The organism is Collimonas sp., from assembly GCF_035566375.1.
Classification (GTDB): domain Bacteria; phylum Pseudomonadota; class Gammaproteobacteria; order Burkholderiales; family Burkholderiaceae_D; genus Collimonas.
Map to the genome: position 1 here is coordinate 51,211 of NZ_DATMRK010000074.1, position 19,601 is coordinate 70,811.

The window sequence follows — 19,601 nt, forward strand, 5'->3', positions numbered from 1 at the left end:
ACTTCCTCCTATTCGCCGCCCGGCGCCACCGTCATGCAGGAGAGGGAGGCTAGCGGCGCAACCGGGCGCCGCGTCAGATCCATCTCCTGCGCCGATGTCACGACTGTGTTGCGGCCACCGTTCTTGGCTCTGTATAACGCGCCGTCGGCGCGCACGATCAAGTTTTCAAGATTATGGTCCTGCTCAAACGCTGCCACGCCAAAACTGGCGGTTACCTTGACCATAGCACCATCGTCCAGGTGAAAATGACGAGCATCGATAGCGCTGCGCAATTTCTCTGCCACGGCAAGCCCTTGATACAAGTCGATTTCAGGTAGCATCAAGAGAAACTCTTCGCCGCCATAACGTGCCAGCAGATCGACCTTGCGGCGATGCCGGCGACACAGATCGGCCACTACGCGCAGCACCTGATCGCCTGCCTGATGCCCATGCTGATCATTGACTTTCTTGAAATGATCAACGTCCATCAGGATCAGCGTCAACTGCCGCCGATAGCGCTGAGCAATGCCAAATTGCTGCTCACCTTGGTTAAAAAAAGCGCGGCGATTCAGCAAGCCGGTCAGGAAGTCGGTATCGGACAAGGTCTGCAACTGCGCAATCATCTCCTCGCGTTGTTTTTCGAGATGAATTTTTTCAAGGCTACGCGCCTTCAATACATGAATCGCCCGCATCATGGCGCCGATCTCATCGTCATAGCGCGGAATCGGAATTGCGCTGCTGAAGCGCTCGTCGGCCAGCGACACGAACAATGCCGTGGCGTCAAGAATCGGGCGCAGAACGCGCTGCCGTATCACTCGCATCAACAGCACAAAGATGGCGAAGGCAGCCGCAGCCAGGATGCTCACGGCCAGTAAAAAATAGGCGGCCCGCCGGTTGCGGTATTCGGCCTGGTGAAGCATCTCTTCCAGGATAAGATCGCGCAGCTGCGGAATCACCGCCATTCTCGGTCCGTAGCGAGTAATCACCTCATTAGCACTCATGCCGTAGTCTCCCGAGCGACGCCCGACGGCGAACAGTTCCTTGAGAATACCCAAGCCACCGTCAAGATATTGATCGCGCACCGTATCCAAAGCCATCTTGAAAGCCGGCCGATGACGATAAGTGCGTAACTGCAGTTCAATCACCGAATATAGCTGCTCAATCTGACCTGACAATTTATAAAATGCGTAGACTTCATGGGCGGTCAGGGGCCGTTGCGTAATCACCGGAGCGATAAAGATTGCGCCCAGCTGACCTGCAATGTTGCGCATGCCAGAGGTCAGTTGAGCGCTCTCCAAGCCGTCGCGAAACTGTGGGTCCGCCTGCGCGGCGTTGTCGGACAGGGCGACAATTACGGGGGAAAAATTATCGACTGACTGCGCCATCATTGCCACTGCGGCGCCGATGGTTTCCGTATCGGGGCGCCAACTCGGCTGAGCCAGCAGAAAATCAACCCTCTTGCGCGCCGTTGCCAGTGCCTGCCTTGTCGAATTTACGTGAGCAGTCACCGGCCCCAGCCATGGAGCGGATTGCGCTTGCAAAGCCTGCTGCAAAATCGCCAGCGATTGATCACCCGCGACCCGCGCCAACTCTAGTCGGGCAAACACTCGTGTGGGGTCGTCAGATTTTTGCTTCAATAGCGAACTGGTCAGGCCACGTTCCGCTATCAGCTTTTCCTCGGCTACCAACGCAAGCCGAAAATTCTTGATTGCCGGCATGCTTTTCGTACTGCGTTGGTACGCAGACCATTCGCTGTTCACAATTCTGCCGATCAAGGTCAGAAAAAGCAGCATCAGCAAAATGGAAATCAGCCAAAATAAACGATTTAGCGACATACGAATAGCTGTGTCCAGACTGGGACCAGGATGTGAATGTAATCTATTGTTTTCAATAGTTAATGTCTATTAAAATATAATTTTAATAGCTTTACTATTAAATGATCGTATCACAACCTGCTAAAACAACAACTTATCAGACTATTCAAGTCCCTAGACTTACGCGCTTTTCCGTCTGTCCGTGCATTGCCAACACGTCATGGTAGAGCGTCGCATAACTCTCCCCCATCACCCTTGCCGTAAACAATTTCTGGTAGCGTGCTTGCGCGCGTGCCCCCATCGTCTGCGCCAATTGCGGGTTATCCCATAATTGCTGCATCGCCAGCCGGAACGCGTCCGGATCGCTGGGAGGGACCACCAAGCCGGTTTCGCCGTGGTTGTTGATGTAACTGGTGCCAGTGCCGATCTCACTGGAAATCATTGGTTTGCCGTACATCGCTCCTTCCAGCAGGGAGATGCCAAACGCCTCCGAACGCAAATGCGACGGGAACACAAGGGCGTAACACAACTGCAGCAACGCGACTTTGTCTTCATCGCTGACGATGCCCAGGAAAATTACGTTGCGCAAGCCCTGCTCTTCGGCGCGCTGTTTCAACTCCTGTTCAATCGGCCCCGCGCCGACAATCACGATCGGGTAATCGGTTCCGCGCGCGGCGTCCAGCAGAATATGCAAACCTTTGTAATAACGGATGGCGCCGACAAACAAGAAGAACTTCCCGCCAATCCGTTTTTGCCATTCGTCCATTCGTGCCGCTGACGGCGCTGCATAGTTATTCTTGTCGAGACCGATGGGAATCACCTCCGTCTTGTCTTTATATCCGGCCAGCACCGAACTGGTTTGCAGATAATTCGGAGAAGTAGCGACGATCGCATCGACACTGTCAAGGAAGCGGTGCATCAGCGGCCGATATAATTGCAACAGTGTTTTGTAACGCACGATGTCGGAGTGATAGGTAACCACGCTCGGCTTATTCATGCGGGTAATGAAATGGGCGAAATCCATGAACGGCCATGGAAAATGGTAATGCACGATATCGACCTCGGCCGCGAGCTGAGCGAAACGCTTGAGAGCCGCAAACGAAAATCCGGTCGAAGCGATCTGCAGGTCAAGCTTGACCCGATGCACCTTATGCCCTTCGTACATCAATTCCGCCGGATCCGGGTTATCGCTCAGCGTCAATACTTCGCTCTCGACTCCGCTGGCCGGCGAACATTTACACAATTGATAAATGGTTTGCTCGATTCCGCCGTACGACTCCGACTGATAGGTCTTGTAGAAATGAAGAACCCGCATTGCACACTCCTCTCGTAATCTGCCCCATCTTCTGTTGCAACAAGAAGTGAAAGGCTATTTTCTATTTGTACAAACTACCTGCACCAACAACGTCTAGCATTGCTCAACAAGCAGCGACCTGCCGATACACTTCGGCAGTGATGGCCGCACATTTTTTCCAGGAAAATTGCACGGATCGCTCCAAACCCGCAATGCGTCGCGCCATCCAGGCGCGGTCATCCTCGATCAGCCGGCGCATCTGCTCCGTCAATCCTGTCTCATCTTGCGGATCGACATAGGCAGCGGCGGCGGCAGCCACTTCCGGCAGACTGGCGCGATCGGATGCAATCACCGGCGTGCCGCTGGCCATCGCTTCCAGCACCGGCAAACCAAAACCTTCATACAGGGAGGGAAACACCATGATTTTGGCTGCCGCCGTGACGCAAGCCAGGTCCGCCTGATCCAGATAACCTGCCACACGCACATGACCGGAGCTGACCGCTTGCGACAACTCGCCGCTCAGTTGCTCCGTCTGCCATCCCGGCATACCGACTACCAGCAAAGGGAAACGGGTCCGCAAAAGTGGCGGCAAACGCGCGTGCGCTCTCAGCGTCAGCAACAGATTTTTTCGCGGTTCAAGGGTGCCGACCGACAGGATAAAACCGCGGTAATTCAAACCCAGTTTATTGAGACGAACCGCCAACTGCTGTTCAAGCCGAGGTTGAAAGATAGCGGAACAGGCTAGCGGCGCCACCACCACCTTTTGCGCCGGCAAACCGAAATGCTGCTTGATCTCATGTCCGATAAATTCCGAATCAACCAAGATCCGGCTGACACGCGTCAACGCCGAAGGCAGCCTGCGCTCGATTTCCTTCAGGCGATCTTTAGGCTGAGTTTGCGGGTAATGGATATGCGTCAAATCATGCACCGTCATCACCGTTGGTCCGTCGAAATCGAGCGGCCATAAACTGGGTTCGTGATACACGTCCGGACGCAGCTTGTGCACGCCGCGGTTAAAGTATTTTTGTTCAAAGATCCGCCGCAAACTGTAGGCGGCTGGCAGCCGCTTGGCAATCCCGGCCCAGCGCGAATAACCCGGCATCGGTACGCTAGCGAGCGCGTCCCGCCAGCGCGAACCATAAAAAAAATGCATACCCAGATCAGGGTCTTGCTGCAAGGCCTGCGCCAGCTCGGCAACATAGTTGCCGATGCCGGTGCGCGGCGCGAGCAGGATTCTGCTATTCAGCGCAATGGTCAGTTTCATAGCTGCTTTGCGCGTGCTGTTGCGTTTCTACCTGATGCATAACCCGTTTCACCAGTTGACGCGCAGAATCCTCCCAGTTCAGCCAGGACCAGTCCGCCACCTGTCTCGTCGCCGGGAAAATGCCATGGGCTTCAAATTGTCGAATCTGTGCAGCCAGCGATTCCGGCTGGCTCAAATCGAAATAACTGACAAATTCACCTCCAATTTCGTGAAACACCGGAATCTCGCTCGCCATCACCGGCAAGCCGCGTTGCATGGCTTCAACCAGCGGCAAACCGAAGCCTTCTGCAAACGACGGAAAAACCAGCGCTCGCGCGCGGCTATAGCAATATTCCAGTTCAACATCGCTGAGATCGTTGAACATGAATAAGCGCTGTTTCAGTTGTGGATGTTTTTTTACACGCTCGATCAGACGCTCATTCTTCCATCCTATGCGCCCGATAAAACACAATATGACATCGCTGCCCTCTTGCCAGAGGTGCTCAAAAGCGTCCAGCAGATATGCGTGATTCTTGCGCGGCTCGATGGTGCTGACCATCAGATAGATAGCGCGGCCGGAAGTGAATAATTTTTTCACTGCAGGACGCACTGAGCTGCTCTCATTGAGCCGGTCAAGCTCTGAGCCAAGATGAAAGAAATCGAACCAGCGGCTGGCGGCACGTTCATGCCCCAAACGTCGTTGCACCTCGTCGCGCACCTCATCGCGGATGGTGCCCGATATTGCGATGAATCCGTTTGCTGTATTCGAAATCCAGTCAAACCAGCGATCGAATACCTGCACCAGAGAATTGTCGCAGAATTGTGGATGCGTCAATGGAATAAGATCATAGATCACTGAGACTATCGGCATTCCCTGCCGCTGCAGTTTCTCGACTATGGGGAAAAAATCTGTATGCCAAGATGAATCCAACAACACCAAAATATCGTCAGCACGACATTCCAGACCGACGGTACGCGACCGATCTTCGATTTTCTCCAGGATCCACTCAACAAAATATAAAGGCAGGATAAACGACATGCTAAGCACGTGAAACCCCAAATTAGCAGCTCTTTGCACAATGCGCGGAGGACTCCATGGCAGCCAACGAAACAGACGTGCATGCATCCGCCAGTAGCGAAGCCGTATCTGTGTTAACTTGTGCGCAAATTTTTGCGCCAGCGCCTCCAGTCTGCAGTGCCAGCGGCCGTACCAGGCATCCGCGTATTTCGGAGCTAACTTTTTTACCTCCAGCATTTCCCCCTGCTTAAATATGATGGGGACACAAGCAACTTCATCCCGCAGCGACGGGAAATGATTGATGATATTACGCACGACACGCTGTATCCCGGTGTTCAGTTCAGGATGATTAAATACAAAAGTACAATCGACCAAGAGTCTGGTCATGACACCACCTCGTCTTTGCTTGAATTTGCACAGTGGAGAGACCGCTCTATCGCCATCTCGGCGTCCAGATAGGCGCAGCCGACAAAATCGGCATGGCGCGTATTGATTACATGGAAAATAACGCTGTAATCACGCCACTCGTAGTTGGTATCGAGATGCGAATCCAGCCGCGACAAGGAAATCGCCACCGAATAACTACCCTTGCCCAGATTCATCGGAAAGCGGCAGCGATATACCAGGTCCTCGCCTGGCAGCAAATCGGTCTGCGGCATGTCGAGCCGGTGGCTATTGATGCCGAAGATCGATTGCCCCAGCTTGTCCTTGATCATATAACCCATGACCAGACGCGCTACCGGAGCGTTGATGGCAACCCGGACTTCCAGCGTGACATGGGCGCCAACTTCAATCACCTCAAGATGTTTGCCTGCATCGTCGAGCAAGGTTACCGATGTAATGCTGGCTTCACCGGTGCCGGAGATGGTTCTTAACCTGCCATCGGCCAGACGCTCCTGCCTGACCGTTTGCTGTTCTCGTTCGGCCAGCATGGCATTATAAAAATCCATTACTTCCACCGGATCGCCCTGCATCTCCAGCTTGCCGCGATTAAGCAAGATGGCGCGGTCGCAAATGGTCTGTATCGCATAGCGATCGTGCGAGACGATCAGCAAGGTAGTGCCGGCGCGGCGAAATTCCCTGATACGTTCAAAACTCTTATGCTGGAAATACGCGTCACCGACAGACAAGGCTTCATCGACAATCAATACGTCCGGCCGGCTGGCGGTAGCCACACTGAAGGCTAGCCGCATCTGCATGCCGCTAGAGTAAGTCCGGACCGGCTGGTCTATGTATTCGCCGATTTCGGCGAAGGCCTCGATAGCCGGCATCAGCGCTTCGATTTCAGCGCCGCTCATGCCCTGCAACTGGCCAGCCATGACGGCATTCTGCCTGCCGCTGAAATCCGGATGAAAACCCATGCCGAGTTCCAGCAGTGCCGCCACTCGTCCCTGAATCGCGACGTTACCGGTAGTGGCCTGGGTGGTGCCGGCGATTAATTTCAAAAGAGTGCTTTTGCCAGCGCCGTTGATGCCCACAATGCCGACGGCCTCGCCAGCCTGCAGCTCAAAGCCGATGTCTTGCAACACCCAATGCAATTGATGCCGCTGCCTGGCAAACGGCAAGATCCATTCGGCCAGGCGCGCCCAGCGCCCGTCGTATGTCTTGTAGGCTTTGCCTAAAGCTTTAACCGTTACTTTACCCATCAGAGCTCATCCACCATTTCACCTGCGTGCCGACGGAACAACAGCATGCCAAAAACGCACAAGGCGATACTCAATAATGTCACTGCCCACAATGCACTCCACTGCGGCCAGACGCCGCTGACGAAAATCCCCTGATAGGCAACCATCAGCGCTGTCATCGGATTAAATTTAAGCAAGACTTGAACTCTCTCAGGCAAGGTCGAAACCGTATACACAATGGGCGTAAACCAAAACCAGAATTGCAGCACGATGCCAAACAACTGACCGATATCGCGGAAGAACACGTTCAACACACCGAGCACAATGCCAAGACCGATGGAGAACAGCACTTGAATCAGCAGCAGCGGCAGCATGCCAAAGAACACCCAGCCCGGAAAATTGCCGGAGATGAGCAGGAATCCGAGGAACAGACCAAAGATGATGGAAAAATTCAAACCGGCGTTCATTACCGTAATGACGGGCAGGCAGATGCGCGGGAAATTCAGCTTCTTGATCAGGTTGCCGTTTTCCAGGAAGACATTCTGCAGGCGCGAAACGGTGTCGGTAAAAAATCCCCAGGTCAGCAAACCCGCACACAGATAAATGCCGTAGCCAAATTGACTACTCGCATTCGGCAGGCGCGCGTGCATCAGTTGCGAGAAAATCACCGTGTAGACGACAATCATTGCCAGCGGATTCAGCACCATCCAGGCCGCGCCCAGCATTGAATTGCGATAACGCGCTTGAAACTCGCGCTTGACGCTACCGACCATGAATCCGCGGTAATGCCACAAGGAGCGCAAGAGGGTGTGCGTCTTTGTCTGCAGCATTACTTGCACCTGCCGTATTTATCATCAAACCGCACGATATCGTCTTCGCCCAGGTAGGTGCCGCTCTGCACCTCGATCATGACCAGCTCCAGCAGCCCGGGATTTTCCAGGCGATGCTTGCTGCCCGCCGGGATATAGGTCGATTCATTGGTATTGACATACAGCTCCCGGTCGCCGTTGACGACTTTGGCCATGCCATGCACCACCACCCAGTGCTCGCTACGATGATGATGCATCTGCAACGACAGCGATGCCCCTTGCTTGACGACGATACGTTTGATCTTGAAATTGGGCCCTTGCTCCAGCAAGGTATAACTACCCCATGGCCGGAATACAGTGCGATGCAGTTTATAGGTATCGTGTTCGACGCTCTTCAGCTGGCGCACCACTTTCTTCACATTCTGCACATGGTCCGGATGGGCGATCAACAGTGCGTCTGGCGTATCCACCACGATCAGGTTATTGACGCCAACCGTAGCCACCAGACGCTGTTCGGAATAGATGTAATTATTTTTGCTATCGATCAGCACCGCCTCGCCCAAGACCCGATTGTCGTGCTCGTCGGGCTCAACCAGCTGCCGCAGCGCTCCCCAGGAACCGATATCATTCCAATCAAAACTGGCTGGTATCACCGCTACGCGGTCGGAGCGTTCCAGCACTGCATAATCGATGGAAATGTCCTGCATCGCCATGAAGCTGTCGCTGTCCAGTTCCTGCAACAAGACACCGGCCGCCGGACTGGCCGGACTGGCTTCGATACAAGCGGTCGCCAGCGCTAGAATTTCGGGTGCGTGTCTTTCCAGTTCGCTCAGGAAAGTCGAGACGGGGAAACAGAAGATTCCGGCATTCCACAAATGCTTGCCGCTTTGAACGAAGGAAGCTGCCCGTTCTGCGTCCGGCTTCTCAATGAAACGCTGTACCTTGGCGGCCCCTGCTGTATCGATTTCGGCGCCGCATTCGATATAGCCATAGCCGGTTTCCGGGATCAACGGCCGCACCCCAAAGGTCACCAGATAACCTTGCTTGGCAACTTCCACCGCGTGATGTACGGCTTCGGTAAAACGCCCGACATCCTTGATCAGATGATCTGCCGGCATCACCACCATGATGGTGTTATCGCCATGCAGCGCGCGCAGAGACAGTGCGGCGACGGCAATTGCAGGCGCAGTATTGCGCCCCGAGGGTTCAAGAATAAAATGTGGGCGATGATGAACGCCCAGGTCTGCCGAAGTGAATTCGTCCTTGCTCTGGAAATAGTAATCCCGATTTGTCACGCTCAGGATATCGCCGCGGATGCCGAGCTGAGCCACCCGTTGATAGGTTTTTTGCAGCAGGCTCTTGCCGTCCGGGAGTTTGATGAATGGTTTCGGATGCCCTTCCCGCGACACCGGCCATAAGCGCGCGCCGGCGCCGCCTGAAAGTACCACCGGAACAATCACTGCGGTCGCTGTCAACGGCATACCGGGCTCTGGAGTGCGCATTTTTTCATCCCTCGTTATTCTTTACCGACACGACGCAGATCTGCGTCAACCATCTGCCGGATCAATTGCTCGAGACCGGTTTTCGGTTTCCAATCCAATTTCCGGCGAGCTTTAGTCGGGTTGCCGAGCAAGACATCCACTTCGGCCGGCCGGAACAGCTGTGGATCGATCACCAGGTGATCTTCGTAATTCAAATCAAGATAGGAAAAGGCGATACGGCACATCTCGCGTACGCTGGTGGTGACACCAGTGGCAATCACATAATCGTCAGCCTGTTCTTGCTGCAGCATCAGCCACATTGCTTCCACATAGTCGCCTGCAAATCCCCAGTCACGTTTGGCGTCGATGTTGCCAAGCCGCAGTTCCTGTTGTTTGCCGAGTTTGATCCGGGCCGCCGCGTCAGTTACTTTACGAGTGACGAATTCAATGCCACGCAAAGGCGATTCATGGTTGAACAAAATGCCGCTGGACGCATGCAAACCAAAGCTCTCGCGATAATTGACGGTGATCCAGTGGCCGTAAAGCTTGGCCACGCCATAAGGACTGCGCGGATAGAACGGTGTATTTTCATCCTGGTGTTCAGCTTGGATCAAACCAAACATCTCACTGGTCGACGCTTGATAGAAGCGCGATTCAGGACTGAATTGGCGAATCGCTTCCAGCATATGGGTCACACCCAAGCCGTCCACCATACCGGTTACTACCGGCTGGTTCCAGGAAGTACCGACAAAGCTTTGCGCCCCGAGGTTATAGATTTCATCAGGACGCGATTGGCATACCGCGCGGATTGCCGAGGTCGCATCGGCCAGATCGCCTTCAATGAATTGCAGCTGCTCCACAATTCCGAGTTCGCGCAAGCGCCATAAGGTATCGCTGCTGCGCCTTGCCAGCAAGCCGTATACCTTGTATTCCTTGTCGAGCAATAACTTGGCAAGGTAGGCGCCATCTTGCCCCGTCACACCAGTAATCAATGCTGTTTTTGTCATCGCGTTTGTCTCCATTAGTTCTATTTTTTACCGCCTCAGACCTGAGAGGATCAAGGTGGCGCGTTCTCCGCCGTTACCCTGACTTCCCAATCCGCCAAGACATTCAATAAGGTCTGTTGCATGGGAATCTGCGGCGCCCATGCCGTTGCCAGTTCAATCTTCTGGTTGCTGCCCCTCACCCGGCGCAGGTCGGAAGGCCGCATACGCGCAGGATCTTGCGCAATCACGGCATCTGTTTCGGTCAGATATAGCATGCTGGCAATCATGTCGCGGATCAGATATTCCTTGCCCGAACAGACGTTGTAGATCTCGCCATTCTGGCCCTTTTCCAACAGCGCCAGATACGCTGAAATGACATCTTCGACATCAAGAAAATCACGGCTGACGTCAACGTCGCCGACCAATATGCGCGCCTCTTGCAGGCCCAGTTTGATACGTGCCAATTGCCGCGCAACGCTGGAAATCACGAAATCTTCGCGCTGCCCCGGGCCGATATGGTTGAACGGGCGCGCCACCAGGATGCGCCATGGCACATTGCAGCTCCACTGATAGCACAGCAATTCTGCTGCGGCTTTGCTGACCGCATACGGATTCTGCGGGCGCGCTGGCTGTTGCTCGGTGATCGGCAATAACTCCGGACTCACCCGGCCATAGACATCGCCCGAACTGACGTATAAAAAGGTGCCGTTGAAGCCGCTGTGTTGCAGCGCTTGCAGCAAATTCAGGGTTCCCTTGAGATTGACGTCCAAGGTGTGCGCCGGGTCGCGAAACGCTTCCGGAATAAAAGTCTGACCGGCAAGATGGATCACGGCATCCGGGCGCGCCTGCTGCAATATCCGCTGCAGCGATTCCGGCTCCAGTAAATCATAGGGACTGTCTGCGACAACCAGCTCCCAGCCTTGCCCGGCAACCGCGTGCGCACGCAAACGCTCAAAGGCAAGCCCGACAAACCCTGACTGCCCGGTAATGAATAATCGCTTAACTAGTCGCTTCATACGCAGTCCACCCTTCCCTGCCTTTGTTCGGTTAAATCCATGCTGCGAATTCTGCATTTCCTGCTATGGCTTGCGCGCGATAATGACCTGGCTTTTTGGCATGAAATCGTTCAAGGTGTTCCTGACGTGTTCACCATTGGGGCTATCCATCAGGATTTCCCAGGTTTTCGCCCAACTGTCCAGCAACGGGTGATGAGCGTCGCTCAGATCGACTTTGCAGACCCAGAAAAACAACCACCAGACTGACCAGTAAAAACCATAATACTCATGACTTTCGATCACCAGGCCCGCATCTGTCACCATCTTCTCGAATTCGTCGCGTTGAATAATCCGGATATGGTTTGGTTTTTCAAAATGCGAAGCCGGGGCCACCTTTTTTTGCAAATGCTCTTGCACCGGATCCGGCACCGAAAGCAGATATTGCGCGCCCGCCTTACCGACCCTCACCAGTTCGCTCAGGAATTGCACCGGATCGTCGACATGCTCAAGCACTTCCATCGAAATCACTTTGGAAGCAATGCCGTCTTCCAGCAGCAAGGGATTGGCGTCGCTCACCACTCCCTGCACCAAGCGCGCCGGGGTTGCCGCCAGACGCTGTTTGCTGGACTCGACTTTGCCGGCGTCGATATCGGCGACGATTACATGGGCGCCGCGGTTCGCGCAAAACAGCGAATTGCCGCCGTCGCCACAGCCGACATCGAGCACCACGTCTTCGGCACTGATAACAAAGCCGCGATAAAGTTCATCGCTCTCCTGCAGATACCAGCCACTGGCTAAGGCATCGCGCAAGCCTATATGAAACGAATCGATGGGCGCGGCCGATAGCGCCGCAGCAGCGGCTGGGGCCGGGGCTATCACCGGAATAACGCTATCCGTCTTGCCAATGCCGAACAGGCTCCTGATAAATTTCCTCATACTATGCTCATTACTGTGATCTCTCACTGTCAGCGCTGATCGACGCTTGGTTACGGAACCTGGCCAGCCATGTTTGCCACCAGTCCTGGCGCAAGCTGATGCGGTCGGCGAGCTTCTTGCCGCGCGCGCGGAACGGGGTTTCGACGAAACGATAATTCAATTCGCTGAAAATCAGCAGCAGCGCGATAGCTGTCAGAGCCAGACGGATGTTATAAGTTCTGTCGAAAATGGTATTAACGGGTGCTATCCGGAACCAGATTTCGCGGCTGGCCAGATAAGCCGGTATATGCGTCAGGTAAAGCGCGTAGGAACGGCTGCCGAACCACAGGAAAATTTTCTTCAAGGGGTTGTCCGGCATCAGATAATCTTTGTCATACGATGCGATGAATACCAACGCAATCGACAATAGCGCGACTGCGCCAATCCAATAACGGAACTCCTGGAAGCGATAGGATCCCATCCCACCCAGGCCCAGCACCAGAGCCGCCAAAAAAATCCAACGCAGCCACAGATGATTTTTCAGGAATACCGGTTCGAATCTGCGATAACTCTCTTTTTTGCTCCACATCGCCAGCAGCACGCCGAGCAACAATGCATCGGAGCGCGTTGTCATCAGAAATAAGCTGATATGGCGGTTGGCGGAAAGCTGCAGCAGCACCGCTATCACCAGCACCCACGGCAGCCAGCGGCGGAAAATAATCGCCACGAACGGCAACAACAGATAAAACTGCTCTTCCAGCGACAAGCTCCAGTACGGAAAGCTGGAGCCGTATTCTGAGCGGCCGAAAACTTCCTGCAAACGGAAATTTCCATAATTGAAGACGCCGGCCAGCGTGGCGTCAAGATTGGTCTTCAATAAACCGAATACGCCGGATTTATTGAAGGTGACGGTGGCGACCAGGATCAGCAGCAACCACAACCACGCTGACGGCCATAAGCGCGACGCCCGCCGCACCCAAAAACCCAGCATGACGGAGAATGCCTGCCCATTGCTCCGGCTCAAGCGCGGAATCAAATCGCGAGCAATCACGAATCCCGAAATCGCAAAAAACAGATCGACGCCGGTCCAGCCGCCGAAATAGGTATATAGAAATTCAAGCAGCCGATTTGGCTGCCCGAACAAATTGAAACGCGTATGTTCGATCAACACGAAAATCACCGCGATTCCGCGCAATAGTTCGATATCCTTGATGCGATGATTCATCTGCGATCAGCTCCGATAGTCTATCGATGGTCCGGATGGTGCGGCTTGCGGGCGATGATCGCCTGGCTTTTCGGCATGACGCTATCCAATACCTGCTTGATCCGAGCGCCCTCCGGCAGCGAAATCAATTGATGCCAGGTCTTTGCCCACTCATCCAGTAAAGGAGGATACGGCGGCTTGATGTTGTCACGCGTGGCGCCCATGTCACCGTTGCCGCTGCCATCGCTGTCCGGTTTGCTGGCCCAATACAGGCACATCCATAGCGACCAGAAGAAACCCGAAGCGTGCCGCCGTTCGATCTGCAAACCGGCAGCGCTCACCAGTGCAGCAAATGCTTCGCGCTCGAAAACATGGATATGGTTGGGTTTTTGAAAGTGCGACGCCGGCGCCAGCTTTTTTTGCAATCCTTCACCAACCGGGTCCGGCACGGTCAGCAAATACAGCGCACCCGGTTGCCCGACGCGCACCAGCTCGGCCAGTACTTGCGCCGGATCGTCGACGTGTTCCAGCATTTCCATGGCGATGATGCGGCTGGCGCAACCATCCGGCAACGGCAGCGGATTGGTATCGCACACCAGCGGCTGCGCGCCGCGTGCCGGGCTCTCTGCTACTTTGGCGGAAAGGCGCTCCACCTGCGCGGCATCGGTATCGGAAAAAATCACATGGGCGCCGCAACGCGCCGCAAACATGGTCGCCCCGCCTTCGCCGCAACCGACATCGAGCACCACATCTGCGGACGTAATCGCAAAACCTTCCAGCAACTCGCCACTGTCCTGGCGGAACCAGCCGCTTTGCACGTTATCAACCAAACCGCAGATGCGTGAATCGACCACGCCAGCCCTCGATACCAGTTGCGGCATCTCGACTAGCTCAACTTTCTCGGCGGTCTTTGCGGTTTTTACGATCTTTGCTTTGCTCGGGCGCAGCCAGTCGGCGAGGAATCTCATCATGCGGATACCTTCTCCGCCGTCTGCGGGATGGCGCTTCCAGCTAGCCCTGGATGATTGGAAAAGAAAGCCAGCAGACGCTCTTTGACGACCGCTTGTGAACAGTGCCGTTGCAGTTGCCGCACTGCGTGCTGCGCCATTTGCCAATATCTTTCCGGGTCTTGTTTGGCGACGCGATAGCTTTCCTGGTAGGCGCTAAGCAAAGTACCCCAGTCGATGCGGTAGCGCAAAGTGCGATAGGCCTGGCGCGGATCGTGCGGCCAGTGGCTGGGCTCGGTATTGGAATCCAGCACGAAGGCATTATCGCTATCGATGTAGTCGGCCATGGCCGTGTTGACTGGCGCGATGGCAGGCTTACCGCAAGACATGAATTCCATCAACGGCAAGCATTGGCCTTCGCCATGCGAGGTATTCAAGACATAGGTGGTCGCCGACACCAGGTTTTCATAATCGGCGTCGCTCAGATAACCGTGAATCAGCAGGATCCGGCACTTGAACGGCGTCAGCTTATAAATATTCTCTAATAAATTATCGATGCCGATGCGCGCATCATTGTGGGTCAGCTTCAGCACCAGCGTGGCGTCTTCGACATCGCGCAAGGCCCAGCAAAACGCGCTGATCATGTCATACCAGTTTTTGCGGCCGTCATACGGATTGAAGACCGAGGTATACACCACACCGCCGATATGCACCTTGACCGGCTCACGCTGGGCCAGCGCCGGCGGCCGCAGCAGATCCGGCTTGGGCAGGCGCCGGCGCGGCGGACTATATGGCGAGAGGTCGACGTTGCGGCTGTCAATCACGGTGCCGGCGACGTTCAGCACGACGCCATCCGGATGATTGGCAATCGAACATTTTTCACGCAGTGCAGAAAAACGATCCCAGACCGGAGCCGGGATGGCTGTCACCGGAAACTCTGGGGTCATCGCTTGCCTGACTGTATCCGCGGTGAATGCGGAGTGGGTAATCGCACAACCGAGCTTGTTGAAGACGTGGCGCCAGTCGTGGCGCGGCTCGCCAAGCCAGGCCTCGTTAGGCACGGTAGTGAATTCCCAGGCAAATACCGGAATAGTCGGGCAGGCAAGATCGACCACCGTTTTATGCGGCGGCGAAAAAGACAGGAATACGCAGGATTCGCCGTGTGCTCTGGCGCTTCTGTAGATGGCGTCGACTTCGCTTGCAGGATCGCTGACGGTAACCACGATGCCAAGCTGTTCCAGCACCGGGCGAAACTCCTTCAACACGAAGTAGTAGCTGTATTCCGGCAAACCCAGATTGGAAGCAATCGAGGCGGCGTTGGTATCGGAGTAAATAATAATAATCATCTGACACCGGGTTTCAGAAAGAAGTTGTTCAACTGTTCTTTCACGACAGCGCCTGAGCAATAGGCGGCCTGGCGCGCCATGGCGTGCTCGCTCATCGCGATATATTGTTCGGGCTGCTGTTTCGCCACGCGATAGCTATCTTTATAGGCAGTACAAATCGATTCCCAGTCAAGCCGGTAGCGCAGGGTCCGGAACAGGTCGCGCGGATCATGCGGCCATACATTGTGCTCAAGGCTGGACTTGACGATGAAGGCAGCGCCGTCGTCGATATAGTCTTCCATCGCTGTATGCACCGGCGCAATCACCGGTTTGCCGCAACACATGAATTCCATCAGCGGCAAACATAAACCCTCGCACAGCGAGGTATTGACGTAAAAACTGGTGGCGCCGATCAATTCTTCATATGCGGCGTCATCCAGATAAGCATGCAAGGTCACGACGCGGCATTTGAACGGCGCCAGCTGCGACAGCAAGGTCAGCAAGGTATTGTGATATATCGACAAATCGCGCTCGTTCATTTTCAGAACCAGTGTCGCATCTTCCACATCGCGGAAGGTCCAGCAAAATGCCGTCACCATGTCGAACCAGTTCTTGCGGCCGTCCTTGGGACTGAGAATGGAGGTGTAAACCACTCCTTCCAGGCTGACCACCGCCTCAGGTTCCTGGACTGGGATTGGAGTTGCCGCCAATGGTGGCGTTGACTGTATAGGCTGCGGCTGGGGTTTTCCGAGCGGATTCCCCGTCAGCGCACGTGCTAGCGCATAACCACTGCGCCCGCTCACGGCCACCGTCTTGGCCAGCCACAAAGGCAGCAAATCGCGCAATGCCTCTCGATACCATGTCAGCAGATGGCGCTTAGTCACCGCCAGTCGATAACGCAGGTTTTTTGCCGGCGCTGGCGCTTGCAACTCCGGCAATGTTTGCATGGCTGCGGGTGGCGCTTGTTGCGCCAATACAGCTTCTGCCTCTGGAGAGGAAAGATGCGCTATCAACCCGTCTGCAGACAAACCCAATAAATGACTGTCGATCACCGTACCATGCAGCTGCAGCGTGGTTTTCCTGGCCGGCAGCTTACCTCCAAATCGCGCACGCGCGCTGGCATACTGCTCCCACAAAGGCGCCGGCAGCGCCAGCACCGGAAACGCCGCCCCCATCGCGTCTTTGACGGTACGGGCGGTATAGCTGGACAAGGTTATCGCTCTGCCATGACGGCCAAACACGACGCGCCAATCGTTGCGGACATCGTCATCCCACATTTCATCGGGAATATTGCTGTACTCCCAGGCGAACACCGATAGCGTCGGGCACTTGAGATCGATCAAGGTCTTGTTCGGAGGGGAAAAGGAAAGGAACACGCATTCTTCGCCGCGCTGCTGGCATTCCTCAAACAAAGGGTCGACTTCGGTTTCGGGGTGCCGCACCAAGGTGACCGTACCGAGTTCTGCCAAAACGGTGCGAAAAGCTTTCAAGACAAAGTAATAACTGTACTCTGGCAAACCAAGGCTTTTATCGATCGTACTTTCGCCGATATCCGAATACAGAATGAAATTCATCAAAATCGTAATTTAATCGAATGTTAATCGTCCAAACGATTGCCAAAACTAGCTGCAGTTTTGGCATATAGCTGTTTTAGACTTGTCTCAGCCCCGTAGTCGGGGCCATTCTTTGTTATGCATTGAGAAAGTGTGGTGGCAGCCGTAGGCGCATCGACCAGAAAGTTTCCTTTCAAACACTCTCCCTATGGTTGCCGATAATACCCGATACCGCACGATGGTAGTGCGATGAGCCTCGGCTTTAGAGCGCGAACCCTATTGTGTACAAATGTAACAATATACGGATATTCGCTCTTCGGGCACTTGCACTTGACAAGAAATTCTCGGTTTGACGTTCGGTTTGGTGTTCAGTTAAGGGCACAGCGGGACTTGCATAAAACGCAACTCCGGCAGGCATTGCGCGCAGTGGCAGGATATTGGAGGCTGCAAGGACGCTTGGCGATTAGCGTTTGCGGCCGTGGTAAGAGTAAAGCGATTGAAAATCAGCCAGTCTGGCCGTCATTGGTGACCAGCCACACCCACGGCGAAGATATGTCGTCGTGGCGCCCTGGTTTGGTATTTGCACCCGCGGCTGACGCCAGGGCACGTCCGTAAATTTTCACATTTTCCCGCCTGATCGATCTTTCAGCGTTCAATCGGGTATGTTCATCGCCAAGGGCAATAATTGCCTCCAGCATTACTTGTAGTGCGTGATCGTCAGCCAGATTTTCGGACAGACGCCGCCAGACGTCGGCTTTGGTCCAGCGCCGAAACCGCATATAGCTGGTTCTCCAGCGGCCGAATTCCGCTGGCAGATTGCTCCATGATCCGAATTTCAGCGCAACCCATAACACCGCCTCCATGAATAGACGATTATCGCGGCCGCACATGCCGGAATCCCCAGGTCGCCCGACCAATAAAGGTTCCAGCCTCTCCCACTGATCATCTCGAAGAATGCCAATAATTTTCTGCATCTCTGTTTACTCTTTGATTACTCTTTGATTGTTGAAAATGAATCAAGCGCGTCGACTTGCCATCTGGCAAATTTCTCTTTTGGAAATCGCTTGTCCACGCCCAATCTGTTAACCCTGCCGCTATACATTCACCGGTTTGTTAAATCCGGCGACAGCATGCAAGCAAAGAGTAAAAGCAAGAGGCTTTCGAAACCACCTAAAAACTCAATCTTTAACTATCGTTGACACAAATTAACAATATTTAACCATCCAATGACGTCAGATAGACACTTATTATTTCATATAGAAAATTAAGTCGATTTAACTATTTCTTTTGGACAATATTTGTTGCCTGCTGAAATGTTGCCTATATGACAACAACGCCCCGGCTAAATCAGTAGCTCAGGCAGGCGGCAGCGCATGTTGCATGCAATATTGGCTGATCCACTTGCGGAAGATAGTGACTTTTTGCTGATTGGCGACGCTTTCCGGATAAACAAAGTAATAGCTCTGCCCCGGCATCACACAATCGAACGGTTTTACCAGACGCTGCATCTCGAGATCATCGCCAGCCAGGATGCAATCGCCTATCGCCACGCCGAATCCTTGCGCCGCCGCATTCACCGCCAGATCCAGGGTGTCGAAACTCTGGCCGCTGCTGGCGTCAACGCCTTTGACGCCAGCAAAGCGCAACCACATTTCCCAATCCCGATGATCCCTGGTCGGGTGCAGCAAAGTCTGTTGCGCCAGCTGTTCCGGCTGCAACTGCGGTTGTTCCTTGAGCATTGCAGGCGAACATACCGGCGTCAATTGTTCGGTGAACAGCAAGAGGGAATGCGTATCCTTGCCGGTCGGCGCGCCGTACACAATTGCAGCGTCAAACGACTCGCGCTGGAAATCGACGTTGTGCTGCAACGCCGTGGTCACCTGCAGCTGGATATCCGGGTATTCCGCCTGGAACAGCATGATCTTGGGATAGATCCAGCGCATGATGCAGGTCGGCACTTTCAACGCCAGATCGGTACGCTGCCGCGTCAATCGCGCTGATATCTCTTCGATCCGCGCGAAGCTTTCGCGCACCGTCGGCAACAGCAGCTCACCCTCTTCCGTCAGGGTCAAACCGCGCGCATGGCGCTGAAACAGCGGGAAGCCGTAATACTCTTCCAGGATCAGTATCTGGCGGCTGACCGCGCCCTGGGTCAGGCACAGATAGTTGGCGGCATGCGTAATATTTTGATGGCGGGCGACAGTCTCAAAGACTTGCAGGGCATTCAAAGGCGGCAATTTGCGCATGATCTTCTCCGGAGATTCGAGCCACCAGGAAAACGCATGGCTCGCATGATTATATTTCGTTTGTGAATGCGCAGGCGATGCACAAGAATAGCCAACATAAAAAAGCGACTGGATCCCACTGGGACAGCGCGTAAAGAAAATACATTTTCTAATACCGGAGTGAGAAA

General features: G+C 54.4%; 16 protein-coding genes. All 16 read right to left on the reverse strand.

What is annotated here, in order from left to right; genetic code table 11:
* Positions 1-8 precede the first annotated feature (8 nt).
* Complete coding sequence (locus VNZ60_RS22370) at positions 9-1,697, reverse strand: GGDEF domain-containing protein (RefSeq protein WP_325663140.1); 1,689 nt, start codon at positions 1,695-1,697, stop codon at positions 9-11.
* A 262-nt stretch (positions 1,698-1,959) separates the two neighbouring features.
* Positions 1,960-3,108, reverse strand: a complete 1,149-nt coding sequence (locus VNZ60_RS22375) for a glycosyltransferase family 4 protein (protein ID WP_325663142.1) — start codon at positions 3,106-3,108, stop codon at positions 1,960-1,962.
* A gap of 103 nt (positions 3,109-3,211) precedes the next feature.
* Positions 3,212-4,351, reverse strand: a complete 1,140-nt coding sequence (locus VNZ60_RS22380; protein ID WP_325663144.1) for a glycosyltransferase family 4 protein — start codon at positions 4,349-4,351, stop codon at positions 3,212-3,214.
* A complete protein-coding gene (locus VNZ60_RS22385) occupies positions 4,326-5,735 on the reverse strand; it encodes a glycosyltransferase family 4 protein (protein ID WP_325663146.1) in 1,410 nt (469 codons plus the stop codon). The genes VNZ60_RS22380 and VNZ60_RS22385 overlap by 26 nt, the downstream gene beginning before the upstream one ends.
* Positions 5,732-6,994 (reverse strand): ABC transporter ATP-binding protein, encoded by a 1,263-nt coding sequence (locus VNZ60_RS22390; RefSeq protein ID WP_325663148.1) that lies wholly within the window; start codon positions 6,992-6,994, stop codon positions 5,732-5,734. The genes VNZ60_RS22385 and VNZ60_RS22390 overlap by 4 nt, the downstream gene beginning before the upstream one ends.
* Positions 6,994-7,803, reverse strand: a complete 810-nt coding sequence (locus tag VNZ60_RS22395; protein ID WP_325663150.1) for an ABC transporter permease — start codon at positions 7,801-7,803, stop codon at positions 6,994-6,996. The genes VNZ60_RS22390 and VNZ60_RS22395 overlap by 1 nt, the downstream gene beginning before the upstream one ends.
* On the reverse strand, positions 7,803-9,284 hold the full coding sequence (locus VNZ60_RS22400; RefSeq protein WP_325663152.1) for a mannose-1-phosphate guanylyltransferase/mannose-6-phosphate isomerase: 1,482 nt from the start codon (positions 9,282-9,284) through the stop codon (positions 7,803-7,805). The genes VNZ60_RS22395 and VNZ60_RS22400 overlap by 1 nt, the downstream gene beginning before the upstream one ends.
* 14 nt (positions 9,285-9,298) lie before the next feature.
* A complete protein-coding gene (locus VNZ60_RS22405; RefSeq protein ID WP_325663154.1) occupies positions 9,299-10,270 on the reverse strand; it encodes a GDP-mannose 4,6-dehydratase in 972 nt (323 codons plus the stop codon).
* A 50-nt stretch (positions 10,271-10,320) separates the two neighbouring features.
* On the reverse strand, positions 10,321-11,265 hold the full coding sequence (locus VNZ60_RS22410; RefSeq protein WP_325663156.1) for a GDP-mannose 4,6-dehydratase: 945 nt from the start codon (positions 11,263-11,265) through the stop codon (positions 10,321-10,323).
* A 63-nt stretch (positions 11,266-11,328) separates the two neighbouring features.
* The gene (locus tag VNZ60_RS22415) at positions 11,329-12,180 is read right to left on the reverse strand and encodes a class I SAM-dependent methyltransferase (protein ID WP_325663158.1); all 852 of its coding nucleotides are present in this window, start codon (positions 12,178-12,180) and stop codon (positions 11,329-11,331) included.
* Between the two features lie 10 nt (positions 12,181-12,190).
* Positions 12,191-13,384, reverse strand: coding sequence for an acyltransferase family protein (locus tag VNZ60_RS22420; protein WP_325663160.1), 1,194 nt, complete (start codon positions 13,382-13,384; stop codon positions 12,191-12,193).
* Positions 13,385-13,404: 20 nt separating this feature from the next.
* A complete protein-coding gene (locus VNZ60_RS22425; RefSeq protein WP_325663162.1) occupies positions 13,405-14,334 on the reverse strand; it encodes a class I SAM-dependent methyltransferase in 930 nt (309 codons plus the stop codon).
* A complete protein-coding gene (locus VNZ60_RS22430) occupies positions 14,331-15,656 on the reverse strand; it encodes a glycosyltransferase (protein ID WP_325663164.1) in 1,326 nt (441 codons plus the stop codon). The genes VNZ60_RS22425 and VNZ60_RS22430 overlap by 4 nt, the downstream gene beginning before the upstream one ends.
* The gene (locus tag VNZ60_RS22435; RefSeq protein ID WP_325663166.1) at positions 15,653-17,209 is read right to left on the reverse strand and encodes a glycosyltransferase; all 1,557 of its coding nucleotides are present in this window, start codon (positions 17,207-17,209) and stop codon (positions 15,653-15,655) included. Before VNZ60_RS22435 ends, VNZ60_RS22430 begins: the two co-directional genes overlap by 4 nt.
* A 482-nt stretch (positions 17,210-17,691) precedes the next feature.
* On the reverse strand, positions 17,692-18,162 hold the full coding sequence (locus VNZ60_RS22440) for a transposase (protein WP_325663168.1): 471 nt from the start codon (positions 18,160-18,162) through the stop codon (positions 17,692-17,694).
* Between the two features lie 381 nt (positions 18,163-18,543).
* Positions 18,544-19,434: a LysR substrate-binding domain-containing protein gene (locus tag VNZ60_RS22445; protein WP_325663170.1), complete on the reverse strand. Its 891-nt coding sequence runs from the start codon at positions 19,432-19,434 to the stop codon at positions 18,544-18,546.
* Positions 19,435-19,601: the final 167 nt, after the last annotated feature.